We start from the raw sequence: 20,572 nt of genomic DNA, 5'->3' as shown, positions 1-20,572 counted from the left end.
CGATCAAGACCGTCCCGAAGTGTTCTGGACGCCGATGGCGACTGAATCGACAACCGGCTGCGGATCGACCAGGTCGTCTGGACGGATTTTCTGCAGGCCTTCGACAACGATGCGCTCGCCTTTGGAAAGGCCCGAACGCACAACACGCCAGCCATCGATCACCGGGCCAAGAGACACTTCTCGGTAGGCCACCCTGTTTTCCGGGGTGACGACAAACACGTACTTTTTGGATTGGTCTGTGCCTACCGCTTGATCGCGTATCAACGTCGTGGCCCGCGGCGCGGAATCACCGGTACGCACCCGGGCATACATTCCGGGGGTGAGTTCGCCATTGGTGTTGTCGAACACCGCACGCACCCTTAGCGTTCCGGACTGACGATCCAGCTGGTTATCCAGGGACTTGATACGCCCGCTGTAGGGGTAATCCGCCTCGTTCGCCAACCCCATGAATACGGGCAAATTGTTGACCCCGGTGCTGCCCTTTGCGCCATTGCGAACAAAGCGGATGTAGCTCGCTTCATCGAGCTCGAAGTTCACATAGACCGGAGACACGGAAACAATGCTGGTGAGGACGGGAGCCTCCGGACCGGTGCCCACCAGGTTGCCGACCGTGAGTTCGGCGCGGGACACCCGGCCCGTTACCGGCGCCGTGATCGTCGAATACTGCAGGTTCAGTCGGGCGCTCAGTACATCTGCCTGCGCCGCGCTCAGGGCGGCTTGCGCCTCCAGCACGTCATTTGCACGTTGATCCAGCTCGCGCTGGGAAATGGCCCGCTGGACGATCAATTTGCTTGAGCGCCCCAGCTCGGTTTTCGCCAGAGACAGGCGCGCCCTGGCGCTTTCGCGTGTCGCTTGCGCTTTGGCCAGAGCAGCCTCATAAGGGCGAGGATCAATGGTGAACAGAGGAGCCCCTTTGTTGACCACCTGCCCTTCCTGGAAATGCACGGCATCAATGGTGCCGTTGACTCGTGGACGAATCTGGACATGTTCAATCGCTTCGATTCGGCCAGAGTAGTCACTCCACTCGACAATCGGTTTTTCTATCACCTGCGCAACGCTCACCGGTGTCGCTATGCTCGCAGGTTGTGCCGCTGGAGCGGCGACAGGCTCCTGTATCTGATAAGTGCCCACTCCCAGCACGATCAATACGCTGACAGCGAGTGCAGTTTTACTTTTTTTTGCCATCGGCGTTGAGGTGTTCATGTGAGATCTCGCGTGGAAGTTGAAGGCAACGACTGAGCAGTGATAGCGTCATCCGTCAGCACTTGGGTTCACGCACGATAGATTCTTGGATGGCTGCTCAAAACATCCAATTCCCCCTAAAATCTCTACACCGGTGCTTTCAAGGTGCGAAAACGCCATGCCCTCCCCCGAGTCCACCCTCCTCCAAAGCTGGCACCAGAACGCCGAAGCCTGGATCGAAGCGATCCGCAGCGGCGCCATCGACAGCCGCCTGAAGGTCACCGACCAGGCAATCCTGCTGGCGGTGCTGGGCCGTCAGCCCGGGCGTGTGCTGGATCTGGGTTGCGGCGAAGGCTGGTTGCTGCGCGCACTGACTGAACGAAGCATCGAGGCGTTCGGGGTGGATGGCAGCGCGACGCTGGTCGAGGCGGCGCGCAGGGCCGGCTCTGCACCGGTGCATTTGGCGAACTACGACGAGTTGGTGGAGGCGAAGGTCGACGTCGGTAGCGACTACGACCTGATCTGCGCCAACTTCGCCCTGCTGCACCAGGACATCATCCCCCTGCTCGCGGCCATGAACGCCCTGCTCGCCCCGGGCGGAGCGCTGGTCATCCAGACGCTGCATCCTTGGGCGGTGGCGGCCGGCGACTATCAGGATGGGTGGCGGGAAGAGACGTTTTGCGGATTCAAGGGCCAGTGGCAGCCCATGCCGTGGTATTTCCGTACCCTGTCCAGCTGGCTGAATGCGCTGGACATGGCCGGTTTTCAACTGGTCGGTATGCAAGAACCGCAGCACCCGCAAAGCCCTGTGCCGCAGTCCTTGCTGTTGGTGGCCGAGCAGCGTCGCTAAACGCTACATCTCAACCTGTGTGCCGAGCTCTATCACCCTGTTGAGTGGCAAATTGAAGTACTTCAGATTGCTGTTGGCGTTCTTGAGTAAAAAGGCGAACAGCCCCTCTCGCCAACGAGCCATACCGATGCGTTTGGTCGGGATGACGGTCTCGCGGCTGAGGAAATACGTTGTGCGCATCGGGCTGAAATCCAGCTCGGCCAAATGACACAGACTCAAGGCCAGCGGGACATCCGGCTCCTCGATAAAGCCAAAGTGCAGACTGACCCGGAAGAAGCCTTCACCGTAGGATTCAACTTCGAACCGCTGGTGGGCAGCCACACGCGGGCTGTCTTCGGATACCACGGTCAACAGCACCACTTGCTCGTGCAGCACCTGGTTATGCAGCAGGTTGTGCAGCAGTGCGTGAGGAACGGCATCGGCCCTGGCCGTAAGAAATACCGCCGTGCCTTGTACGCGATGGGGAGGCTGCGTGCGGATGCTGGCGATGAACAGTGGTAAAGGAAGCGTGGTTTCATCCAGCCGCTCAACAATCATCTTCCTGCCCCGCTTCCAGGTCGTCATCAAAATGAACAGGCCAATGCCGGCAATCACCGGGAACGCACCGCCTTGAAAAATCTTCGGCGCATTGGCCGCAAAATACAGGCTGTCGACCAGCAAAAATCCGAGCAGCATCGGTATGGCCAACCAGCGCGGCGTTTTCCAAAGGAGCAGGACAACGGCCGAAGACAGGACGGTGGTGATCAACATGGTCCCCGTCACGGCGACCCCATAAGCGGCGGCCAAGGCACTGGATGACTCGAAACCGATCACCAGCAGGACCACTCCGACCATCAATGCCCAGTTAACCGTGCCGATGTAGATTTGTCCCTGTTCATGGCTTGAGGTGTGCTGGATAAACATGCGCGGGACGTAACCCAGCTGAATGGCCTGGCGGGTCAGGGAAAAAGCACCGGAGATCACGGCTTGCGAAGCGATGATGGTGGCCAGCGTGGAGAGCGCGACCATCGGCAACAGCGCCCACTCAGGTGCCAGCAAATAGAACGGATTGCGCACAGTCTCGGGGTTTCCCAGCATCAAGGCGCCCTGTCCAAAGTAGTTGAGCACCAGGCCGGGCAACACCAGGATGAACCACGCACGAGCGATAGGCTTGCGGCCAAAATGGCCCATGTCGGCATAAAGCGCTTCAGCACCGGTCAATGACAATACGACGGCACCCAGGATGGCCACGCCAATGCCCGGATGAACCACGAAGAACTGCACCGCCCATGCAGGATTCAGCGCCTCCAGTACCTGCGGATGTTGCAAAATCCCGTAGATCCCGAGTACACCCAACACGACAAACCACAGCACCATCACCGGGCCGAACAAGATACCAATACGGGCCGTGCCATGTTTCTGAATCAGAAACAGTGCCACCAGCACGATCACTGACAGCGGTACGACCCAATGCTCGATCCCGTCAAAGGCAAGTTGCAAACCTTCGACAGCGGACAACACCGAGATGGCTGGCGTGATCATGCTGTCGCCGTAGAAAAGCGCCGCGCCGAAAAGACCGAGCAGAACCAGCACCTTGCTCATGAACGGATAAGGGCTGGCCGCCCGGCGGGCCAATGCCGTCAACGCCATGATTCCGCCTTCGCCCTGATTATCGGCGCGAAGGACAAACAGGACGTACTTGATCGAAACGACCCAGATCAGCGACCAGAAGATCAACGACAGAATACCCAGCACGCCGTCATGGTTGGCCTGAACGCCGTAATGCCCTCCGAAGACTTCTTTGAGGGTGTACAAGGGACTGGTGCCAATATCGCCGTAGACCACTCCGACAGCAGCAACAAGCAAACCTGCGGCAGACGTTTTGACTTGCGAGTGGTCATGGACAGCGGTCGTGCTTTCGCTCACAGGTAGCTTCTCTGAATTGAAGGGCAATGGTGCATGCGATCCTTGAGCGAGAAGGGTCTCGACGCCGTTTGACACATTCCGTTGAACCTTACTTAAACTTTTCTGCGTGTTCAGAAAGCCAGGAGGTAAAGGGCGATACGCATGGACGTTGGAAAACGCGGCCAGTATCGTTTCGGACGAAAGTGACTACCGTAAAAAAAGCGTAAAAATTTTACGCGAGGAGGATCACCCCGGACGCCTTCATGGACTTCTCTGCACGGGTGATCAGAAACCTGTAGGAACAGCTTGCTCGCGATGGACGTCAACGATAACGCGTCATGTCTGAATGATTGCGGTGTCAGGACGTTTTTCGCGAGCAAGCTCGCTCCTACAGGTTTTCCACGTGACCCGCCGCAACTAGTTCGGGTCCAGCAATCCACCGCCCCAGTTGCGCGACATCCGGCTGCCCGTGAACTTCGCCACACCCATGCCCTGGGAGATCAAACGATCGCGGTAGCGCGTCACCAGTCGCCCGGTCTGTTCGGCATACAGCACCACTTCGGAGGATGGATCGCCCGGGCGGCGCAGGATTCGTGCGAAGCGCTGGCCTTCTTCGACGACATCGCCCAGCGCCATTTCAAAGATCAACACGCCAGGCTGCGGTGCAAGGATGGTTTCCATATGCCCCATTTCCACGGCCTCCACAGGCCACTCGTTGGGCGATACCGCGTCGTCGATCACCCCATACCCGCACAACCACGCATAAAGACCCTCGGCGTCCTGCCTGGCGAAGTGGTCGTTGACGTCGCCCTGCCCGCGTAACTCCAGGGTCGCGGCCATGCGTTGCCCGGTGCTGCCGTCACGCAGCCAGGGCGCAATGATGGTTTCTTCGAAGGAGCCATCACCGCCGTCATCCCAGATGATCGCCACCTCCATTTTCAGCGCCGCCGCCAGTTCACGACCTCGGGGCCAGAAACTGCGGTGCACGTAAAGGTAGGGCAACGCTTCGTCATCGGTGTGCAAGTCGAGCATCACATCCGCCGGCGCCGCCAGTTGCACCAGTTTCTGTTGCCAGTGCTGGACGACGGTTGATGGTCGTTCCATTGCCGCCGACTGGTCGAATCCACGATTGAAGTTATGCCCGGTCGCATCATGGTATCGGCCGAGAATCCGTCCCTGGCGAAACTGTCCGATGCCCAGCGGATTGGCCTGGGGCACCACGGTCACATTGCCCTTGAGCCTGCCCTCGGACTCGGCGCCATGAAGGCGTTGAATCAACAGGTGCAGCACCAGCATCCCGGCGATTTCATCGGCATGCACCCCGGCCTGCAAGTGCACGTTCGGCCCGTGACCATCGCCCTCGAAACGCCACGCACCGACCTGCACCGCGCCACCGTTATTGTTGAGAACGTTGAACGAAACATCCCGCACCATGCGCTGCCCTCCCCTCATGACTGTGGCCTAACGGCGATGCTCGACGGCCTCTGGATCGAGCGGTGCCTGAGCCTCGAGACTTTCCCCCTGGCCATCGGCCGCTGCCGGATACAGGGACTGCGACACGGAGCATTCGGCACCGACGACGTCCTGTGACGGGTGGCGGCCGAAGATCATCGCCAGGGTGCCACTGACCGCAATCAGACCGGCGCCGATCATCAGCGACACATCCATCAACGTGCCCCAGATCAGGCTCGACAGCAGGAACGCCCAGATCAGTCCGGTGTACTCGAACGGCGCCAGCACGGTCGCGGTGGCGCGCTGGAAACTGGCGAACAGCAGAAACTGCCCGATCCCACCCATCAGCCCCGCGCCGAGCATGCCCAACCAGGCGGGCGTCGGTGTCGGGGTATGGGTCCAGGGTAACGCCACGGCCATGCAGATGACGAACACCACATTGGTGATCAGCATCTGTTCCAGCACCGACGTCTGGTCATCGACCTGGCGCAACTGAATATACGTGAACGCCCAGCACATCGCCGCCAGCAGCGTCAGGACGATCGGCAACGGCTCGGTCATGTTGTTGGGGCGACAAGCTATCACCACCCCGATGAAACCGATGATCAGGGCAAACCACTGCCAACCCGTGACGCGCTCCTTGAGAATGGCCGTTGCCAATACCGTGACCATGATCGGCGCCGAGAAATACAGGGTGGTCATCTCCGCCAGGGTCAGGTCCCGCGCTGCCGTGTAATACAGCAGCCAGGCCGCAATCGACAGCAAGCCGCGCACCACCAGCAAACGCCGACTGGACGAGCGCCAGGCGCGCTGCACCAGTTGCAGGCGCCCCACCAGCAGACAGGCAACCGCCACCACGAGGGCGCGCCAGAACAGGATGGTGACCACCGAATAATCGGCCACCAGCCACTTGATGCCGGCGTCCTGCAAGGACAGGAAGGCATAGCCCAGCGTACACAGGCCAATGCCTTGCAACGAACGGTCGACCACGGGCGTGTTCATCATGCGGACCTGCGTACCGGCGTTCCGCGCCGCTCGGCAAAGGCAAACAGGCCCTCAATCAAGAACGTCAGGCAAACGTAGACACCGGCCACCAGCAGCAACGGTTCATAGACTTGCAGCGTTTGGGCGCGGACAACGTTGGCCGCGCCCAGCAAGTCGATCACCGCGATGGTCGAGGCCAGTGCCGTGGATTTAAGCAACATCACCGTTTCCCCGGCCAGGGTCGGCAACAGCAAACGCAGCGCCCTGGGTAAACGCACCCGCCACAGGGCCTGGCGCGGGGTCATGCCAAAGGCCGAGGCCGCTTCCATTTCGCCTTTGGGCACCGCCAGCAGGCCGCCGCGAATCACTTCGCCGACATAGGCGCCCATCGATACCACCAGGGCGAAGACGATGTACCAATAACCATCACGCAGATAGGGCCAGAGAAAACTGCTGCGGATCAGCGGAAACTGCGCGAACAGGCTGCCGATCCCGTAGTAGAAGATGTAGATCTGGATCAGCAACGGCGTACCGCGCGTCACGCTGGTGTAGAACAGGCTGAGCTTGGCGATCGCCCTGTTTTTCGAGATTCGCGCCAGTGCCACCAATACGGCCAGCGCGTAGCCGAACACGCTGGAGACCAACAGAATGGTAATGGTCGTTTGCAGCCCTCGGAGCAACAGTGCCCCGTATTCAATGGTCCACGCAGGAATCATTTCAATCTCTCAGCCGGTTTAGTCAACAAGAGGCATCCAGCGACGAATGCGTCGCTCCAACCGTCCCGACAGGTAGTTGGACACCAGCGTCACCGCGTAATACAGGGCGGCGGCCGTGAGGTAGAACAACAGGTAGTGACGCGTCGACCCCGCGCCTTGCTTGGCGGTGTACAGCAGCTCGTTGGTGCCGACCACGCTGATCAGCGCGCTGTCCTTGATCAGGTTGATCCACAGGTTGGCCATCCCTGCCATCGCGTAGGGCGCCATGATCGGCAGCGTGACGCGGCGGAACAGACCAAAGCCATGCAGACCGAAGGCCTTCGCCGCTTCGATCTGGCCAAAAGGAATCGCCTGGATCGCCGCGCGGAAAATTTCCGAGGCGTAGGCGCCCTGCACCAGCCCCAGTACCACGATGGCCGCCAGCGGACCGCTGACATTCACCGCGCCATGACCGAGCGAGGTCATCAGCGAGTTGAGCAACATGGAACCGACGTAATACAGCAGCAGGATCAGCAGCAACTCCGGCACCGCGCGGAACAGGGTGGTGTAGCCGCGGGCCAGCACCGCAATCGGTTTTGGCGCACCCAGCTTCAGGCAGGCCACCACCAGGCCGATGGCCAACCCGAGCACAAAGGCCCCCGCCGATATCTGCAGGGTCATCCAGAGCCCCTTGAGCAGCGCCCCGCCCCACCCTTGCTCGCTGAAACCGATCAAATCGAACATTGCTGGCATTTCAGTCTCCAGTCAGAGCACCACCGATCCCCTGTAGGAGCGAGCCTGCTCGCGAATGCGGTGTGTCATTCAGCGATGATGTTGACTGACACACCGCATTCGCGAGCAGGCTCGCTCCCACAAGGGGGACTCGGCGCCCAGGTGGTCAGAACGTCGGCTTCACGCTGGTACCGAAGTAGCTCTGGGACAGGTCGTCGTAGTCCTTGCTCGCCAGCAGTTCCTGGATGGCCTTGTCGAGCTTGGCCTTGAGTTCGGTGTCGTCCTTGCGCAGGCCGGCGCCCACGCCCTTGCCGAAGATCGGGTCGTAGGGCACGGCGCCGAGGTAGTCCAGATTGCTTTTGCTGGCATCCGGGGTCTTGACGAAGGCCGCCATGGCCGTGCCGTCGGCCATCATCAGGTCGATGCGACCGGCAATCAGGTCGGCGTTCACCGAGTCCTGGGTGTCGTAATACTTAACGTCGGCAATTTTTTCGTAGTAGGTCTTCAGGTAGCTGGCGCTCACCGTCGAGTTCTGCACGCCGATGGTCTTGCCCTTGAGATCGTCCGGGTATTTTTTCACGACCGCGTCCTTGGGCCCGACAATCGCCACCACCGAGTCGTAGTAAGCCTTGCTGAACGCAATCTGTTTTTCCCGCTCTTCGGTCACCGACATCGAGGAGAAAATCACGTCGATCTTCTTGGCCAGCAGCGACGGAATGATCCCGTCCCACGCCACTTCCTTGATCTCGCATTCGGCTTTCATTTCGCTGCACAGCTTGTGGATCAGGTCGACCTCAAAGCCCTTCCACTCACCGTTGGCCTGCTTCTCGGTGTACGGCGGATAGGGTTCGGCGGCCACCGCGAACCTGATCGGTTGCGCCTGGGCCGCGCTCATGCCGGCCAGCATTACGCAGGCCGCGCCAGTCAACCAGTTTGCCAAACGTCGATTTCCCATGGTTTTCCCCGTCTTTTGTTGTTTTTAGCGAGTCTGATGAGCGTTGACGAATTGCCGGCAACGCTCGCTGCGTGGGTGTACGAACACTTCGTCCGGCGAACCGGTTTCCTCGATCAGCCCCTGATGCAAAAAGGCGACTTTGGAAGAGACATCGCGTGCGAAAGCCATCTCATGGGTCACCAGGATCATGGTCCGGCCTTCTTCGGCGAGAGAGCGGATCACCCGCAGCACTTCCCCGACCAGTTCCGGGTCGAGTGCCGAGGTGGGTTCATCGAACAGCATGACCTTGGGCCGCATGGCCAGGGCCCGGGCGATGGCCACCCGTTGTTGCTGTCCCCCGGAGAGAAACGCCGGGTACTCGTTGCGCTTGGCCGCCAGCCCCACGCGCTCGAGCAAGGCTTCGGCCCGTTCAGTGGCCTCCGCCTTGCTTTCGCGAAGGACCTGGGTCGGCGCTTCGATGAGGTTTTCCAGCACCGTGCGATGGGGCCAGAGGTTGAAGTTCTGGAACACCATGCCCAGGCTGGAACGGATGCGCACCAGTTGCTTTGCATCGGAAACCAGCGGTGCACCGGGGCGCGAGTGGTTCAGGTGAATGCTTTCGCCGTCCACCAGAATGCGCCCCTGGTCCGGCACTTCGAGCATGTTGATGCAGCGCAACAAGGTGCTTTTGCCCGAACCGCTGGCACCGATCAGCGAGATCACCTCGCCTTCGCGGGCCGTCAGGGACACGCCCTTGAGCACTTCAATATTGCCGAAGCGTTTGTGCAGGCGCTCGACTTCGATCATGGTCCGGGCGGCAACCGGTTCGGCCCCTGTCGAGTACGTCACGCGACTGATCACGGGCCGTGGTGCTTCGCCCTTGAGCACCAGGACGAAGTCGCGGATTCGCTGGCAGGCCTCGGCCAGCCGTTCTTCACCGAGGGTGAACGACAGCCGCACGAAACCCTGCGCCGGCTCGCCGAACGCCGCGGCATCCAGCACTGACACCCGCGCCTCGCGCAACAGCCGCCAGGCGAACTCCAGCGAACTCAGGCCGGTTGCGCGTACGTCCACCAGCACGAACATGCCGGCGTCAGGCTTGAGCACGCTGATGCCCGGACACTCCGACAGTCCCGCCACCAGCAGATCGCGCCGCCGCCGGTAGATGTCGCGCATGCCGTGGGTGACTTCGTCGTGGGCCTGCACGGCCTTGAGTGCGGCTTCCATGGCGAACCCCGGCAAGCCGTAGAGCATGCTCAGCACCAGGGTTTCGGCATGGGCGATCAGGGACGGATGGGCGACGATCCAGCCGATTCGCCAACCGGTCATGGCGTGGGATTTCGACAGGCTGGCGATCACCACGCAACGCTCGGCCATGCCCGGCAAGGCCGCCATGCTCAGGTGGTCGCGCTCGAACGCCAGGCTTTCATAAACTTCGTCGACCACCACCCACAGGTCATGGGCGATGGCCAGATCAGCGATGGCTTGCAGTTCTTCGCGGTTGAGCATGACCCCGGTCGGGTTGTTCGGGTTGGACAGAAAAATCGCCCGGGTCCGCGGCGTGATGGCTTTGGCCAGCACCGCCGCATCGAGGCGGAAATCATCGTCCGCCGAGCACGGCACCCGCACCAGTGTCGCGCCGGAGGCCTTGAGCGTCGCCTCGTAAGTCACGTACATCGGATCCAGGGCAATCACTTCGTCGCCGGCGCTGAGCAGGCACATCGACGTGACGAACAGCGCGTTCTGTGCACCCGCCACCGCGATCACGTTGTCCGCTTGCAGCTCGCGGTCGAACAGCTTGCCGTAACGCGTGGCGAGGGCTTCGCGCAAGGTCGGGCGACCGGCGATTTCCGTGTAGTGAGTGTCGCCTTCGCGCAAGGCCTGGATGGCGGCATCGGTGATGAAGTCGGGCGTGGGGAAGTCCGGATCGCCGACACTGAGAATGATCACATCTTCCCCACCGCGCCGTGCTTCAAAGGCGGCATTGTGGATGTCCCAGGCGGCAACGCCTTGCCCCGAGATCCGCTCAACAAAGGGTGAAAACCGCATGCCAGTGCCTCGTTCAAAATGAAGAAACGCAAGCCCGCAACCAGCCGGGAGAGAAGGTGGAACGAACATAGTCCAAGCTGAACAGTCGTTCAACAGAAAACTGGTCGGGGTTCGTGTTCAGCGTAAACAGGTCGTTTTTACGACAGTCTGTGGGAGCGAGCCTGCTCGCGAAGAGGCCATCACATCCAACATTGATGCTGACTGACCCACCGCTTTCGCGAGCAGGCTCGTTCCCACAAGGGATTGCGTACCACCCACCCTCCTGGCGTCTATGCTGCTGTGATATTCCTCGGTCGGAACCGCGCAATGCCTCCATCCACCCGCCCATTGCTGCTGTTTGCCGTGCTCGCCCTTGGCGGTTGCGTGCGCTTGGGGCCGGACTTCCAGTCGCCCGGCGAGCCCTGGGTCGATCACTGGAATACGCCGAACCTCGACCACGCCAGCCAGCGGGCGTTGCAACCGGACATTCGCCAGTGGTGGGAGATTTTTGCCGATCCGACCCTGAACCGGTTGATCGCCGAAGCCGACGCGAACAATTCCAGCCTGAAGATTGTCGGTCTGCGGGTGATGGAGGCCCGCGCGCAATTGGGCATCGCCGAAAGCGGCCGCTACCCGCAACTGCAGCAGATCAGTGCCGACAGTGTGTACATCCATCGGGATCAATCGGGCGGGCGTAACCCGATAGACAGCCGATTCTGGCAGCACAGCGCCGGTTTCGATGTGGGCTGGGAACTGGATTTCTGGGGGCGTTTCAGCCGCGCCATCGAGGCGTCCGATGCCAGCTATTTCGCCGCTGAGGCCAACTATGACGACGCCCTGGTTCTGCTTCGCGCACAGGTTGCCGACAGTTATTTTTCGCTTCGAACGACCCAGGCCCGTTTGCGGGTGGCCGAGGAAAACGCCCGCCAGCAGAAGCGCAATTACGAAATCACCGAAAAACTGTTCAAGAGCGGACAGACCGCCGAACTCGACCTGCAACAAGCCAAGACCCAATACCTCGGTACCCTGAGCAGCATCCCCGTCCTGCAAGATCAACTGGTGCGCTTGCGCAATGCCCTGGCGGTACTGATCGGTCAGCCGCCGGGAGCACTGCCGCTGGTGGTCGAGAACAACGGATTGATCCCGCTGGTGGACCGCGCCGTGCTGCAGGATGTGCCGGCCCAGCTGCTGCTGCGCCGTCCCGACGTGCGCGCTGCCGAACTGAATGTGGCCGCGCAGTCGGCGCTGGTAGGCGTCGCCGAAACCGATTTTTACCCGTCGCTGAGCCTGCTCGGCAGCATTGTCTGGTCCACCGATACCTTGAGCGGCAGCTCCCGCAGCCTGGACCTGATTGGCGGCCCGAGCCTGCGCTGGAACGTGTTCGACTACGGCCGTATCGGCAACAACGTGCGGGTGCAGGATGCGCGCCTGCAACAGCTGATCGAGGCCTATCGCGACAAGGTGCGCCAGGCTGCACGCGAGGCGGACGATGCCGCCAACGGCCTGACCCAGGCCTTGCAGCGCGAACGCATCCTGCGTGAGGCCGAAGGTGCGGCGAAACGCTCGCTGGAGCTGGCCAACGCGCTTTATCGCGAGGGCTATTCGGACTTTCAGCGGGTACTGGATGCCCAGCGCGCCCTGCTCGATACCCAGGACAGCTACCTGGTCAGTCGGGGTGATGCGGTGACTAACGTGATTGCTCTGTACAAGGCCCTGGGCGGTGGCTGGTACAGCGCCCTGGCCAAAGTCGATCCGGCCACGCGCCGGCAAATGGAACAACGCACCGATTGGGGCGACCTGCTGTCCGAGCCTCAGCCCGCCGCTTCCTTTCCCAACCCGGTAAGCCACCATGACTGACGCCGCGCCTCCCTCCTCCGATGCTCCGCAGCCAGCGGCCGCCGATCCGACCAAAAAAGGCATCAAATGGGTTCTGCTGCCGATCGTATTGAGCCTGACCTGGTATCTGCTGGCTGACCGCTTCACGCCCTACACGCAACAGGCACGGGTCGGCGCGTTCGTGATTCCGGTGGCGGCGGAAGTCGCGGGTCGGGTGATCCGCGTGCATGTGCGCAACAACCAGGACGTCAAGGCCGGGGACGTCATATTCGAGATCGACCCGCAGCCGTATCAGATCGCGGTCGACCGGGCGCGGGCAGACCTTGAATCCACCCGCCGGCAGATCGGCGCCAGTACCGCCGGCATCGCTTCGGCGCAGGCCAACCTGCGGGCGGCACAGGCCAACGAACTCAAGGCACGCCAGGACAATCAGCGCCTTGAAGGCCTGTACCGCGAAGACCCCGGCACCATTTCCGTACGCTTGCTGGAAGTCTCCCGCGCCAACCACGAAGCCGCCGTCAGCAAGGTCGCCGCGGCCCGCGCCGAAGTGCAGCGTGCCCGCGAGCAGGAAGGCGGCAGCGAGGAAGACAACGCCCTGCTGCGCAGCGCCGCCACCGCCCTGTCGAAAGCCGAACTGGATCTTGCCAACACTCAGGTTCGTGCACGCTCGGCCGGGCTGATCACCGACTTGCGCACCGACGTCGGCCAGTTCGCCGCGGCGGGCAACCCGGTGATGACCCTGATCGCGATCCACGATGTGTGGATCAGTGCCGACATGACCGAAAACAACCTGGCCTTGGTCCAGCCCGACTCACCGGTGTCGATCGTGTTGGATGCACTGCCCGGCGAAGTGTTCGAGGGCCGCGTGCGCAGTGTCGGTTATGGGGTCAGTGTGGGCCAGCCGCCCGCCCCGGGCAGTCTGCCGACGGTGCAGAACAGCCGTGACTGGCTGCGTCCGGCCCAGCGGTTTCCGGTGATCATCGAGTTTTCCCCCGAGTCACTGACCATGCTCAAGGACAACCGCGCCATCCGTGCCGGTGGCCAGGCCGAGGTCATGGCCTTTCCCAGCGAAGGCCACCTGTTGAACCCGCTGGGCCGGGTGTTTCTGTGGCTGATGAGCTGGCTGTCGTATGTCTATTAAGCAGCGCTCGCCAAGGGTTCAGCGTGCTCTGCGCCTGGCCACGGGGACCGCCCTGTGTCTGGCGGCCAGTTATGGCCTGGCATTGCCGATTCCCTTTCTGGCGCCGGTGCTGGGTGCGCTGCTGCTGGTCGCATCCAACCGCCCACTGCCCTTCAAGGCCGCCGTGATACTGGCGCTGGTCGCAATGTTGACCACCGGTATCGGCCTGCTGCTGATCCCGGTCCTGCGTTACTTCGCTGTCAGTGGTGTGCTGTTGATCGGGCTCTGTCTGTTTGCAGTCTTTCGTTTTGGCCTGCGCGGTGGCAACAACCTGATCGTCACCTTCCTGATCATTGGCCTGACCATGATTTCCTCCGCTGGCGTCCTGGAATTCGACCTGGCGCTGATGGTCATCAAGGCATTGGTCGCGGGACTCTTGCTGGCGGTCATGGTGGGGATCTTGAGTCACTGGCTGTTCCCCGAGCCTGACGATGCCCCTGCACCACCCGCTGTCCCGACATTGGCACCGGACGAAGTTGGCCGGGTGGCGTTGCGTGCCACCCTGATCGTTATACCCGCGTTCCTGATGGCGCTGATCGATCCGGCCAGCTACCTGCCCATCGTCCTCAAGGCGGTCAATCTGGGGCAACAGAGTTCGACGACCTCGGCGCGCAACGCCGGACGCGAACTGGTCGGTTCTACCCTGCTTGGCGGCTTGCTGGCCATCCTGTTCTGGTGTGCGCTCAGCCTGTTCGTGCACCTGTGGATGTTCTTTTGGTGGATGTTGCTGTTCACGCTGCTGCTGGCGCGCAAGCTCTATGGATTGAGTCCAGGCCGGTTCAGCCCCGGGTTCTGGCTCAACAGCCTGATCACGATGATTATCCTGTTGGGGCAATCGGTGCAGGACAGCGCGGCGGGCAAGGACGTCTACACCGCGTTTGCGGTGCGCATGGGGTTGTTCATCGCGGTGACGCTGTATGCCTGTTTGATGGTGCATCTGCTCGAACAACGGCAAAAAACCATTATCAGGGCCTGATGCCGCGATCCTTGTGGGAGCGAGCCTGCTCGCGAAGAGGTCATCAGCTTCAGCATCAATGTTGACTGACCCAACGCTTTCGCGAGCAGGCTCGCTCCCACAGGATTAGCCGTGGCAGGCACAGACTCAGGGATTGACCTGATAACCCTTGCCCTGCAAACAACTGGTATAGGCCGTCGAAGTGGTCGCGGCCGCGGTTTTTTCCTGGGCGCGGCGTTCCTGGCGCTGGCGTGAACCGCCGACCACGGCACCGGCGGCGGCAGTCTCTTTGGCGCGATTCTGCCGATAATCCTGCTTGGTATCGTCATCGACGCGATCATAGAACTCGTCATGCTGACGGCCACGCACTTGCGCCCCCGCCGCCCCGGCCGCCGCACCCACGGCGGCCCCCTTGAGCCGACCGCCGGACGCCGTGGTTGACGTCGACGAAGCCTGACTGGCGGCGATGCTGTGACACTCGTTGATGTCCACTTGCGTCTGTTGCGAACTTTGGCCTTTGAGCGGCACCACGGTTTCGGCCCATCCCTGGGCACTGAAAACCGCCAATGCGATGCATAGGCTGAGGGGTGACAGTTTCATGGTGACCTCCGGATGGGCGTGGTTCACCCTCAAGAAATTGTAGATCACCCCGCTTCATCCACCTCCATGACCAGGCTATTTCCGACCCAACGCACAGGTACCGCCTCCAACTGCGCCCCTTTGCACGGGCCGTCGATGCAGTGTCCGTCCTGGAAACGAAACATCGCACTGTGATGCGCGCACATCAGGACCTTGCCGCGATAGGTGCAGAACGCCTGCGGGCGATAGTCCAGCGGCACGGAAAAATGCGGGCATCGGTTGATGTAGACCCACACGTGCTCGCCTTGCCTCACGGCGATCAGTCCCGCCGGATGCAGTTGCCGGTGTTCGGGCAGGCCCAGGGCGCCACCGTCAGCGATGTCTTCGCGCTGGCACAACGTGATAGTGGTCATGATCAGCCACGCATTTCAGGATTGCCCAGGCTCCAATGCCAGGGACGAATCTGGATATTGGCAAACAGTCCGGCCTGTACATAGGGGTCGTCCTGGATGAACGCTTCCACCTCCGGCAGGCTGCCCGCCTCGACCACCAGCAATGTGCCATTCATCGCGGCCCCGGCTTCATCCAGGGTCGGACCGCCCAGGCGCACCACGACACGATGCTTGCCGGCGCGCAAATGGGCTTGATGACTGGGCCGCAAGCGCTGACGCAACGCCTGGGAATCCGGATGATCGGTGGCATATACCGCAAAAAACTGGCCCATGCTTCACTCTGTTTCCATGACGAATTCGTAACACGCCCGTTTGAACGGCAACTGGATATCCAGTTGTTCGGACACGTCATCATGGATGACCCGGTCCTCATAAATCACCTGTAGCGACTGTTTGACGCCGAACACGGCATCGGACTCCAGATACGGATCATCGTGATTGAACAAGTGGGTCACCAATTTGCGATACCCCGGTACATCGATCATGAAGTGCAGATGCGCAGGCCGCCACGGATGGCGATTGGCCGCATCGAGCATGCGACCGACCGGGCCATCGGTTGGAATCGGGTAGCACACAGGGACAATCGTGCGAATGGCGAAGTAGCCGTCGGCATTGGTGCGATAGCGACCGCGCAGGTTACCGAACGGCTGTGCGGTGTCCTGGCCCGAATACATGCCATTTTCGGCGGTCTGCCAGACATCCAGCACCGCGCCGGCCAGGGGATTGCCCCGGGTATCGACCACGCGACCGCGCACCAGCGCCGCTTCACCGGGGGTGAACGCCATCTTCTCGCCGAATTCACGCTCAGGCATGCCTTCGATATAGAACGGCCCGAACACCGTAGTGTCGGTGGCATTGGCACTGTGCCGGTGGTTGATCGCGTCGACCAGCATCGAAACACCGAGGGTATCGGACAGCAGAATGAATTCCTGACGCACCCGGCCATCGCATTTCTGGCCGGTTTCGGTGAGAAAGCGGATGCCTTCAAACCATTCCTGCTCGGTCAGTTCGACCTCACTGACAAACCCGTGCAGGTGGCGCACCAGGCTTTGCATGATCTGTCTGTAACGCGCGTTTGGCGCATTTTTGAAGCTGTTCAGCGCTTTTTCGGAGATCAGTGATTCGATGATTTTGTCTTGATCGGTCATTGTTATTATTCCGACGGGATGAGATCAGGCCGGCGCCAGGCCTTTGAAGGCGCGGGTCAGCAACGCTTCAATCGGGCCTTGTTCAAACGGCCGGGGATTGTAGTAAGGGCTGGCGCAGGCGATTTGCGCGGCTTCGGCCGGTCCGTTTTCAGGCAGGCCGATGTCCGCCAGCGCCAATGGAATACCCAGCTTCCGGTTCAGCGCGTACAGCAAGCCACCCACCTCGCTCGCCTCGCTGCCACCCAGGGCACGCGCGGCACGCTGCAACGGTCCTGCCGCCGCTTCACGGTTGTAATGGGCGGCATGGGGCAAGACGATGGCGTGCGCTTGTGCGTGGGGCAGATTGAAGGTTCCGCCCAGGGTGTGGCACAGCTTGTGGTGCAACGCCATGCCGACTGACCCCAGGCAGATGCCTGCCAGCCAGGCGCCGTACAACGCCTGGCTGCGCGCCTGCGGATCATTCGGATCATTGACCACGCCCGGCAACGCCTGCGCCAGCGAGCGTATCGATTCTTCGGCCATGAAGCCGATGATCGGGTTGGCGTCCTGGGCGTACAGCGCTTCAACGGCGTGGGCCATGGCGTTCATGCCCGAGCAGGCCGAAATCTGCGCCGGCAATGTCAGCGTCAATTGCGGGTCATAGATCACGGTTTTCGGCAAAACCCTAGGGTCACGTCCGGTTTTCTTCAGGCGGTTTTCGGTCAACCCGTAGATCGGCGTCATCTCCGAGCCGGCGTAAGTCGTCGGCACGGCTACGATCGGCAGTCCGGAATCCATGGCAATCGCCTTGCCCAGGCCGATGGTCGATCCACCGCCGATGGCCACGCAGCAATCAGCATCCAGACGTGCCGCTTCGACTCGCGCCGCTTGCGCCACTTCCAGCGGAACGTGCATCACCGCCTTCGAATAAACACCCGCCGCGCGATCGCCGAGCAATGCCGCGACCTGTTCACCGAGCCCGTGCTGCTCGGGCGTGGTGAGGATCAGCGCACGCCGGGCACCCAGCCGTTCGATCTCTTCAGCCAACGCCGAGAGCTTGCCCCAGCCGAACACCACGCGGGTCGGCAGGCTTTGGTAGATGAAAGCATTCATGGCAGACCTCAGCGCTTGAAGTGTGGAGCGATTTTGGCGTCGACGTTGACCCAGACCGAGCGGGCTTCGGTGTAGTCGTGGATCGCCTCGAAGCCCATTTCACGGCCATAGCCCGATTGCCCTACACCGCCGAACGGGCTGCCCGGGCTGACGCGTTTGTAGCAGTTGATCCAGCACATGCCGGCGTGAATCGCGTCGGCCATTTTGTGCGCCCGGCCCAGGTTCTGCGTCCACAGGCCACTGCCCAATCCGTACTCGGTGCCGTTGGCGATGGCCAAGGCTTCTTCGTCGGTGCTGAAACGCACCACGGTGACGAAGGGGCCGAAGACTTCTTCCTGGCAGACTCGATCACCGGGCTTGGCCTCGACAACGGTGGGTTCGATATAAAAACCGTTGGCCAACGCCTTGTCGTCCGGTGCCTTGCCGCCCGCCAGGATCTTGCCGCCTTGTTCAATGGCGATATCGACGTAAGACATCACGCGATCACGATGCAGCGCCGAGGTCAGCGGACCCATTTCGGTTTCGGGGTCCATCGGGTTGCCGAGGCGAATGGATTTGGCCAGGGCGATGAAACGCTCAAGGAATGCGTCGGCGATGTCTTTGTGCAGAATCAAACGCGAACCGGCGATGCAGGCCTGCCCCTGATTGTGGAAGATCGCCCAGGCCGCGCCGTTGACCGCCGCTTCCAGGTTGGCGTCTGCAAACACAATATTGGCGCCTTTTCCGCCCAGCTCCAGCTGAATGCGCTTGAGATTGCTTTTCGACGCTTCAACAATCCGCCGCCCCGTCGCCGTGGACCCGGTAAAGGCAATCTTGCCCACATCCAGGTGTTCGGCCAGTGCCTGGCCCGCGGTATGGCCGTAACCCGGCACCACGTTGACCACGCCTTTGGGGAAACCGACTTGCGTCATCAGTTCGACGATACGCAAAGTCGTCAGCGGGGTGATTTCCGACGGCTTGATGACAATGGTGTTGCCTGCTGCGAGCGCCGGGCCCATTTTCCAACTGGTGAACATCAACGGAAAGTTCCAGGGCACGATCTGCCCCACCACACCAATCGGCTTGCGCTGCACGTAATTGAGGAAGCCGGCTTCGACCGGAATCACCGAACCTTCGATCTTGTCGGCCATCCCGCCGAAATAGCGGAAACAGGCGGCGGTGCGCGGTACGTCGAGGCCACGGGAATCACGAATCGGATGCCCGGTGTTGAGGGATTCGAGCTGCGCCAGCTCTTCACCGCATTCTTCGATCCTGTCCGCCAGTTTGAGCAACAGCCGCCCGCGTTCGGCGGCGCCCAGGGCCGACCAGGCCGGGAACGCACGTTTGGCGGCGGCCACCGCGAGATCGATGTCAGCGGCTTCGGCGGCGGCAATGCGGGTGATCAGCGAGCCGTCATGGGGCGAGACGACGTCGATGGTGCCACCGGCGACCGCATCCACGAATCGGCCATCGATATAGAGCTGATTTTGCATAATATTTTCCTCGCACCGCGCCTGGGGCGCAGTGTCTGATGACTTGATTCTTGATCGCCTGGCCCGACAAACGCCGGGCCGGACACCGTTCTCAGAACTCGATCGGATACGGCTTCAGTTCGCCGCTTTCGTAGCGCTGTGGCAGGTTCGGCGTGGCGTTTTCCCAGACCATCAGCATCGAGCGCTTGGTGGAATAGCCCTGGTGGCGAATGTCGGCGGGCATGGCGCAAATGTCGCCGGCACGCATGGTGATGCGGGCACGCGGGTTACCGTCTTCCTTGTCGCCGACATCCCAGATGATCTCGTCCGACAGCTGCAAGAACCACTCGACCCGGTCATTGCCATGGAACACCGGCAGGATGAATTCTTCGGTGGTCGGGCAGAACAGGCTGGCTTTGCACACGGAGGTCACAGACGGGTTCCAGGTCACGTCGGAGCGCGACAGGTACTTGAATAGGCTGAAGGCATGCAGCTCGCCTTCGAAACCTTCAGCAGCGTGCACTTCGGGTTCCTCCTGGGAAACATCGATGAACTGGCGATTGACCGGCAGGTCGTTGCGCAGCGGCGAGTCGTCTTTCAGGCCCGGCATGCGTTTGGTGGCGATGCGGAAGCGTTCGATGGCCTCGATGTTGTTGCCATTCTTGCGCCCGAAGGCGCTGCCGGTTTCTTCCGGTGCGGCGAAGGGGTCGAAGGTGGCATTGGTCCAGTCGCGCAGGATCGCCTTGAAGGTCGCCATGATCAGCGGCGTTTCGAAGTTCTCGGTGTAGTTGACCCCGGCGGCCTTGAGCGTGCCGTTGAAGGTGCCGGCATACAGGTCGACTTTGCCGTAGTAATTGCGCGTGCCGATAACATGATCGAAGTTGACCCAACCGTAGAAAAAGCCCCAGGCCACATCCCGCATCAGGGCGCGAAGGAAGGCATCCACCGGAATCAGATGCGAACGGGTCTGCCCTTTGGCGGGCCAGGTGATACGGGCAAAATATTCGTCGCGCGACAGTTCGAAGGCGCCCAACTGGAAGGTGCAATAGCCGGTCACGGGATGGGGCGGGCTGATCTTGACGTCATCGTCGGCAAACAGTGCGGTGTCGGCAGCGGTTTCTAGCATGGCCATGTCGGG

The 20,572-nt window shown here is 61.4% G+C and carries 19 protein-coding genes; 4 read left to right on the top strand and 15 right to left on the bottom strand.

Annotated elements, in window-relative coordinates; all coding sequences use genetic code 11:
* Window positions 1-3: 3 nt before the first annotated feature.
* On the bottom strand, window positions 4-1,203 hold the full coding sequence (locus CKW21_RS15775) for an efflux RND transporter periplasmic adaptor subunit (RefSeq protein WP_095194866.1): 1,200 nt from the start codon (window positions 1,201-1,203) through the stop codon (window positions 4-6).
* Window positions 1,204-1,360: 157 nt separating this feature from the next.
* Between CKW21_RS15775 and CKW21_RS15770 the strand changes: the two genes are divergently transcribed.
* A complete protein-coding gene (locus CKW21_RS15770; protein ID WP_095194865.1) occupies window positions 1,361-2,032 on the top strand; it encodes a bifunctional 2-polyprenyl-6-hydroxyphenol methylase/3-demethylubiquinol 3-O-methyltransferase UbiG in 672 nt (223 codons plus the stop codon).
* Window positions 2,033-2,035: 3 nt separating this feature from the next.
* Here the strand turns inward: CKW21_RS15770 and CKW21_RS15765 are convergent, their stop codons facing one another.
* The 7 genes from CKW21_RS15765 to CKW21_RS32075 form a co-directional block, all read right to left on the bottom strand.
* Window positions 2,036-3,937 (bottom strand): potassium transporter Kup, encoded by a 1,902-nt coding sequence (locus CKW21_RS15765; protein WP_095194864.1) that lies wholly within the window; start codon window positions 3,935-3,937, stop codon window positions 2,036-2,038.
* 396 nt (window positions 3,938-4,333) lie between these two features.
* Window positions 4,334-5,350: a succinylglutamate desuccinylase/aspartoacylase family protein gene (locus tag CKW21_RS15760; RefSeq protein WP_095194863.1), complete on the bottom strand. Its 1,017-nt coding sequence runs from the start codon at window positions 5,348-5,350 to the stop codon at window positions 4,334-4,336.
* 27 nt (window positions 5,351-5,377) lie between these two features.
* The gene (locus CKW21_RS15755) at window positions 5,378-6,370 is read right to left on the bottom strand and encodes a DMT family transporter (RefSeq protein WP_095194862.1); all 993 of its coding nucleotides are present in this window, start codon (window positions 6,368-6,370) and stop codon (window positions 5,378-5,380) included.
* The gene (locus CKW21_RS15750) at window positions 6,370-7,068 is read right to left on the bottom strand and encodes an ABC transporter permease subunit (protein WP_095194861.1); all 699 of its coding nucleotides are present in this window, start codon (window positions 7,066-7,068) and stop codon (window positions 6,370-6,372) included. The genes CKW21_RS15755 and CKW21_RS15750 overlap by 1 nt, the downstream gene beginning before the upstream one ends.
* 18 nt (window positions 7,069-7,086) lie before the next feature.
* Window positions 7,087-7,800, bottom strand: a complete 714-nt coding sequence (locus CKW21_RS15745) for an ABC transporter permease (RefSeq protein WP_095194860.1) — start codon at window positions 7,798-7,800, stop codon at window positions 7,087-7,089.
* 145 nt (window positions 7,801-7,945) lie between these two features.
* The gene (locus tag CKW21_RS15740) at window positions 7,946-8,734 is read right to left on the bottom strand and encodes a transporter substrate-binding domain-containing protein (RefSeq protein ID WP_095194859.1); all 789 of its coding nucleotides are present in this window, start codon (window positions 8,732-8,734) and stop codon (window positions 7,946-7,948) included.
* A 24-nt stretch (window positions 8,735-8,758) separates the two neighbouring features.
* The gene (locus tag CKW21_RS32075) at window positions 8,759-10,762 is read right to left on the bottom strand and encodes an aminotransferase class I/II-fold pyridoxal phosphate-dependent enzyme (RefSeq protein ID WP_095194858.1); all 2,004 of its coding nucleotides are present in this window, start codon (window positions 10,760-10,762) and stop codon (window positions 8,759-8,761) included.
* 306 nt (window positions 10,763-11,068) lie between these two features.
* On the opposite strand from CKW21_RS32075, the gene CKW21_RS15730 reads away from it, so the two are divergent.
* Genes CKW21_RS15730 through CKW21_RS15720 form a run of 3 tightly spaced genes read left to right on the top strand, consistent with a single transcriptional unit; the run spans window position 11,069 to window position 14,733 of the window.
* Window positions 11,069-12,598: a TolC family protein gene (locus CKW21_RS15730; RefSeq protein ID WP_095194857.1), complete on the top strand. Its 1,530-nt coding sequence runs from the start codon at window positions 11,069-11,071 to the stop codon at window positions 12,596-12,598.
* Window positions 12,591-13,718 carry an HlyD family secretion protein gene (locus tag CKW21_RS15725; protein WP_095194856.1) on the top strand — a complete coding sequence of 376 codons (1,128 nt, stop codon included), beginning with the start codon at window positions 12,591-12,593 and terminating at the stop codon, window positions 13,716-13,718. Before CKW21_RS15730 ends, CKW21_RS15725 begins: the two co-directional genes overlap by 8 nt.
* The gene (locus tag CKW21_RS15720) at window positions 13,708-14,733 is read left to right on the top strand and encodes a DUF2955 domain-containing protein (protein WP_095194855.1); all 1,026 of its coding nucleotides are present in this window, start codon (window positions 13,708-13,710) and stop codon (window positions 14,731-14,733) included. Before CKW21_RS15725 ends, CKW21_RS15720 begins: the two co-directional genes overlap by 11 nt.
* Window positions 14,734-14,859: 126 nt before the next feature.
* On the opposite strand, the gene CKW21_RS15715 is transcribed toward CKW21_RS15720, so the two are convergent.
* The 7 genes from CKW21_RS15715 to CKW21_RS15685 form a co-directional block, all read right to left on the bottom strand.
* Window positions 14,860-15,312, bottom strand: a complete 453-nt coding sequence (locus CKW21_RS15715) for a YMGG-like glycine zipper-containing protein (protein WP_095194906.1) — start codon at window positions 15,310-15,312, stop codon at window positions 14,860-14,862.
* A gap of 44 nt (window positions 15,313-15,356) precedes the next feature.
* Window positions 15,357-15,704 carry a Rieske 2Fe-2S domain-containing protein gene (locus CKW21_RS15710; protein ID WP_095194854.1) on the bottom strand — a complete coding sequence of 116 codons (348 nt, stop codon included), beginning with the start codon at window positions 15,702-15,704 and terminating at the stop codon, window positions 15,357-15,359.
* A gap of 2 nt (window positions 15,705-15,706) precedes the next feature.
* Window positions 15,707-16,015, bottom strand: coding sequence for a YciI family protein (locus CKW21_RS15705; protein WP_095194853.1), 309 nt, complete (start codon window positions 16,013-16,015; stop codon window positions 15,707-15,709).
* Window positions 16,016-16,018: 3 nt separating this feature from the next.
* Window positions 16,019-16,891 carry a dioxygenase gene (locus CKW21_RS15700; RefSeq protein WP_095194852.1) on the bottom strand — a complete coding sequence of 291 codons (873 nt, stop codon included), beginning with the start codon at window positions 16,889-16,891 and terminating at the stop codon, window positions 16,019-16,021.
* A 24-nt stretch (window positions 16,892-16,915) separates the two neighbouring features.
* Window positions 16,916-17,983: a maleylacetate reductase gene (locus CKW21_RS15695; protein WP_095194851.1), complete on the bottom strand. Its 1,068-nt coding sequence runs from the start codon at window positions 17,981-17,983 to the stop codon at window positions 16,916-16,918.
* Window positions 17,984-17,991: 8 nt separating this feature from the next.
* Window positions 17,992-19,455: an aldehyde dehydrogenase family protein gene (locus tag CKW21_RS15690; RefSeq protein ID WP_095194850.1), complete on the bottom strand. Its 1,464-nt coding sequence runs from the start codon at window positions 19,453-19,455 to the stop codon at window positions 17,992-17,994.
* Between the two features lie 91 nt (window positions 19,456-19,546).
* Window positions 19,547-20,566 carry a hydroxyquinol 1,2-dioxygenase gene (locus CKW21_RS15685; RefSeq protein WP_095194849.1) on the bottom strand — a complete coding sequence of 340 codons (1,020 nt, stop codon included), beginning with the start codon at window positions 20,564-20,566 and terminating at the stop codon, window positions 19,547-19,549.
* Between the last annotated feature and the right edge of the window lie 6 nt (window positions 20,567-20,572).

The organism is Pseudomonas sp. Irchel 3A7, from assembly GCF_900187565.1.
GTDB lineage: Bacteria > Pseudomonadota > Gammaproteobacteria > Pseudomonadales > Pseudomonadaceae > Aquipseudomonas.
Note: the sequence above shows the minus strand (reverse complement) of the source record. Positions and strands in the feature narration are given on the sequence as shown.

Excerpts from the sequence above, each read along its gene's own strand:
- CKW21_RS15775 (WP_095194866.1), bottom strand. The coding sequence starts at position 1,203 with ATGAACACCTCAACGCCGATGGCAAAAAAAAGTAAAACTGCACTCGCT.
- CKW21_RS15770 (WP_095194865.1), top strand. The coding sequence starts at position 1,361 with ATGCCCTCCCCCGAGTCCACCCTCCTCCAAAGCTGGCACCAGAACGCC.
- CKW21_RS15760 (WP_095194863.1), bottom strand. The coding sequence starts at position 5,350 with ATGGTGCGGGATGTTTCGTTCAACGTTCTCAACAATAACGGTGGCGCG.
- CKW21_RS15755 (WP_095194862.1), bottom strand. The coding sequence starts at position 6,370 with ATGAACACGCCCGTGGTCGACCGTTCGTTGCAAGGCATTGGCCTGTGT.
- CKW21_RS15750 (WP_095194861.1), bottom strand. The coding sequence starts at position 7,068 with ATGATTCCTGCGTGGACCATTGAATACGGGGCACTGTTGCTCCGAGGG.
- CKW21_RS15745 (WP_095194860.1), bottom strand. The coding sequence starts at position 7,800 with ATGCCAGCAATGTTCGATTTGATCGGTTTCAGCGAGCAAGGGTGGGGC.
- CKW21_RS15740 (WP_095194859.1), bottom strand. The coding sequence starts at position 8,734 with ATGGGAAATCGACGTTTGGCAAACTGGTTGACTGGCGCGGCCTGCGTA.
- CKW21_RS32075 (WP_095194858.1), bottom strand. The coding sequence starts at position 10,762 with ATGCGGTTTTCACCCTTTGTTGAGCGGATCTCGGGGCAAGGCGTTGCC.
- CKW21_RS15730 (WP_095194857.1), top strand. The coding sequence starts at position 11,069 with ATGCCTCCATCCACCCGCCCATTGCTGCTGTTTGCCGTGCTCGCCCTT.
- CKW21_RS15725 (WP_095194856.1), top strand. The coding sequence starts at position 12,591 with ATGACTGACGCCGCGCCTCCCTCCTCCGATGCTCCGCAGCCAGCGGCC.
- CKW21_RS15720 (WP_095194855.1), top strand. The coding sequence starts at position 13,708 with ATGTCTATTAAGCAGCGCTCGCCAAGGGTTCAGCGTGCTCTGCGCCTG.
- CKW21_RS15715 (WP_095194906.1), bottom strand. The coding sequence starts at position 15,312 with ATGAAACTGTCACCCCTCAGCCTATGCATCGCATTGGCGGTTTTCAGT.
- CKW21_RS15710 (WP_095194854.1), bottom strand. The coding sequence starts at position 15,704 with ATGACCACTATCACGTTGTGCCAGCGCGAAGACATCGCTGACGGTGGC.
- CKW21_RS15705 (WP_095194853.1), bottom strand. The coding sequence starts at position 16,015 with ATGGGCCAGTTTTTTGCGGTATATGCCACCGATCATCCGGATTCCCAG.
- CKW21_RS15700 (WP_095194852.1), bottom strand. The coding sequence starts at position 16,891 with ATGACCGATCAAGACAAAATCATCGAATCACTGATCTCCGAAAAAGCG.
- CKW21_RS15695 (WP_095194851.1), bottom strand. The coding sequence starts at position 17,983 with ATGAATGCTTTCATCTACCAAAGCCTGCCGACCCGCGTGGTGTTCGGC.
- CKW21_RS15690 (WP_095194850.1), bottom strand. The coding sequence starts at position 19,455 with ATGCAAAATCAGCTCTATATCGATGGCCGATTCGTGGATGCGGTCGCC.
- CKW21_RS15685 (WP_095194849.1), bottom strand. The coding sequence starts at position 20,566 with ATGGCCATGCTAGAAACCGCTGCCGACACCGCACTGTTTGCCGACGAT.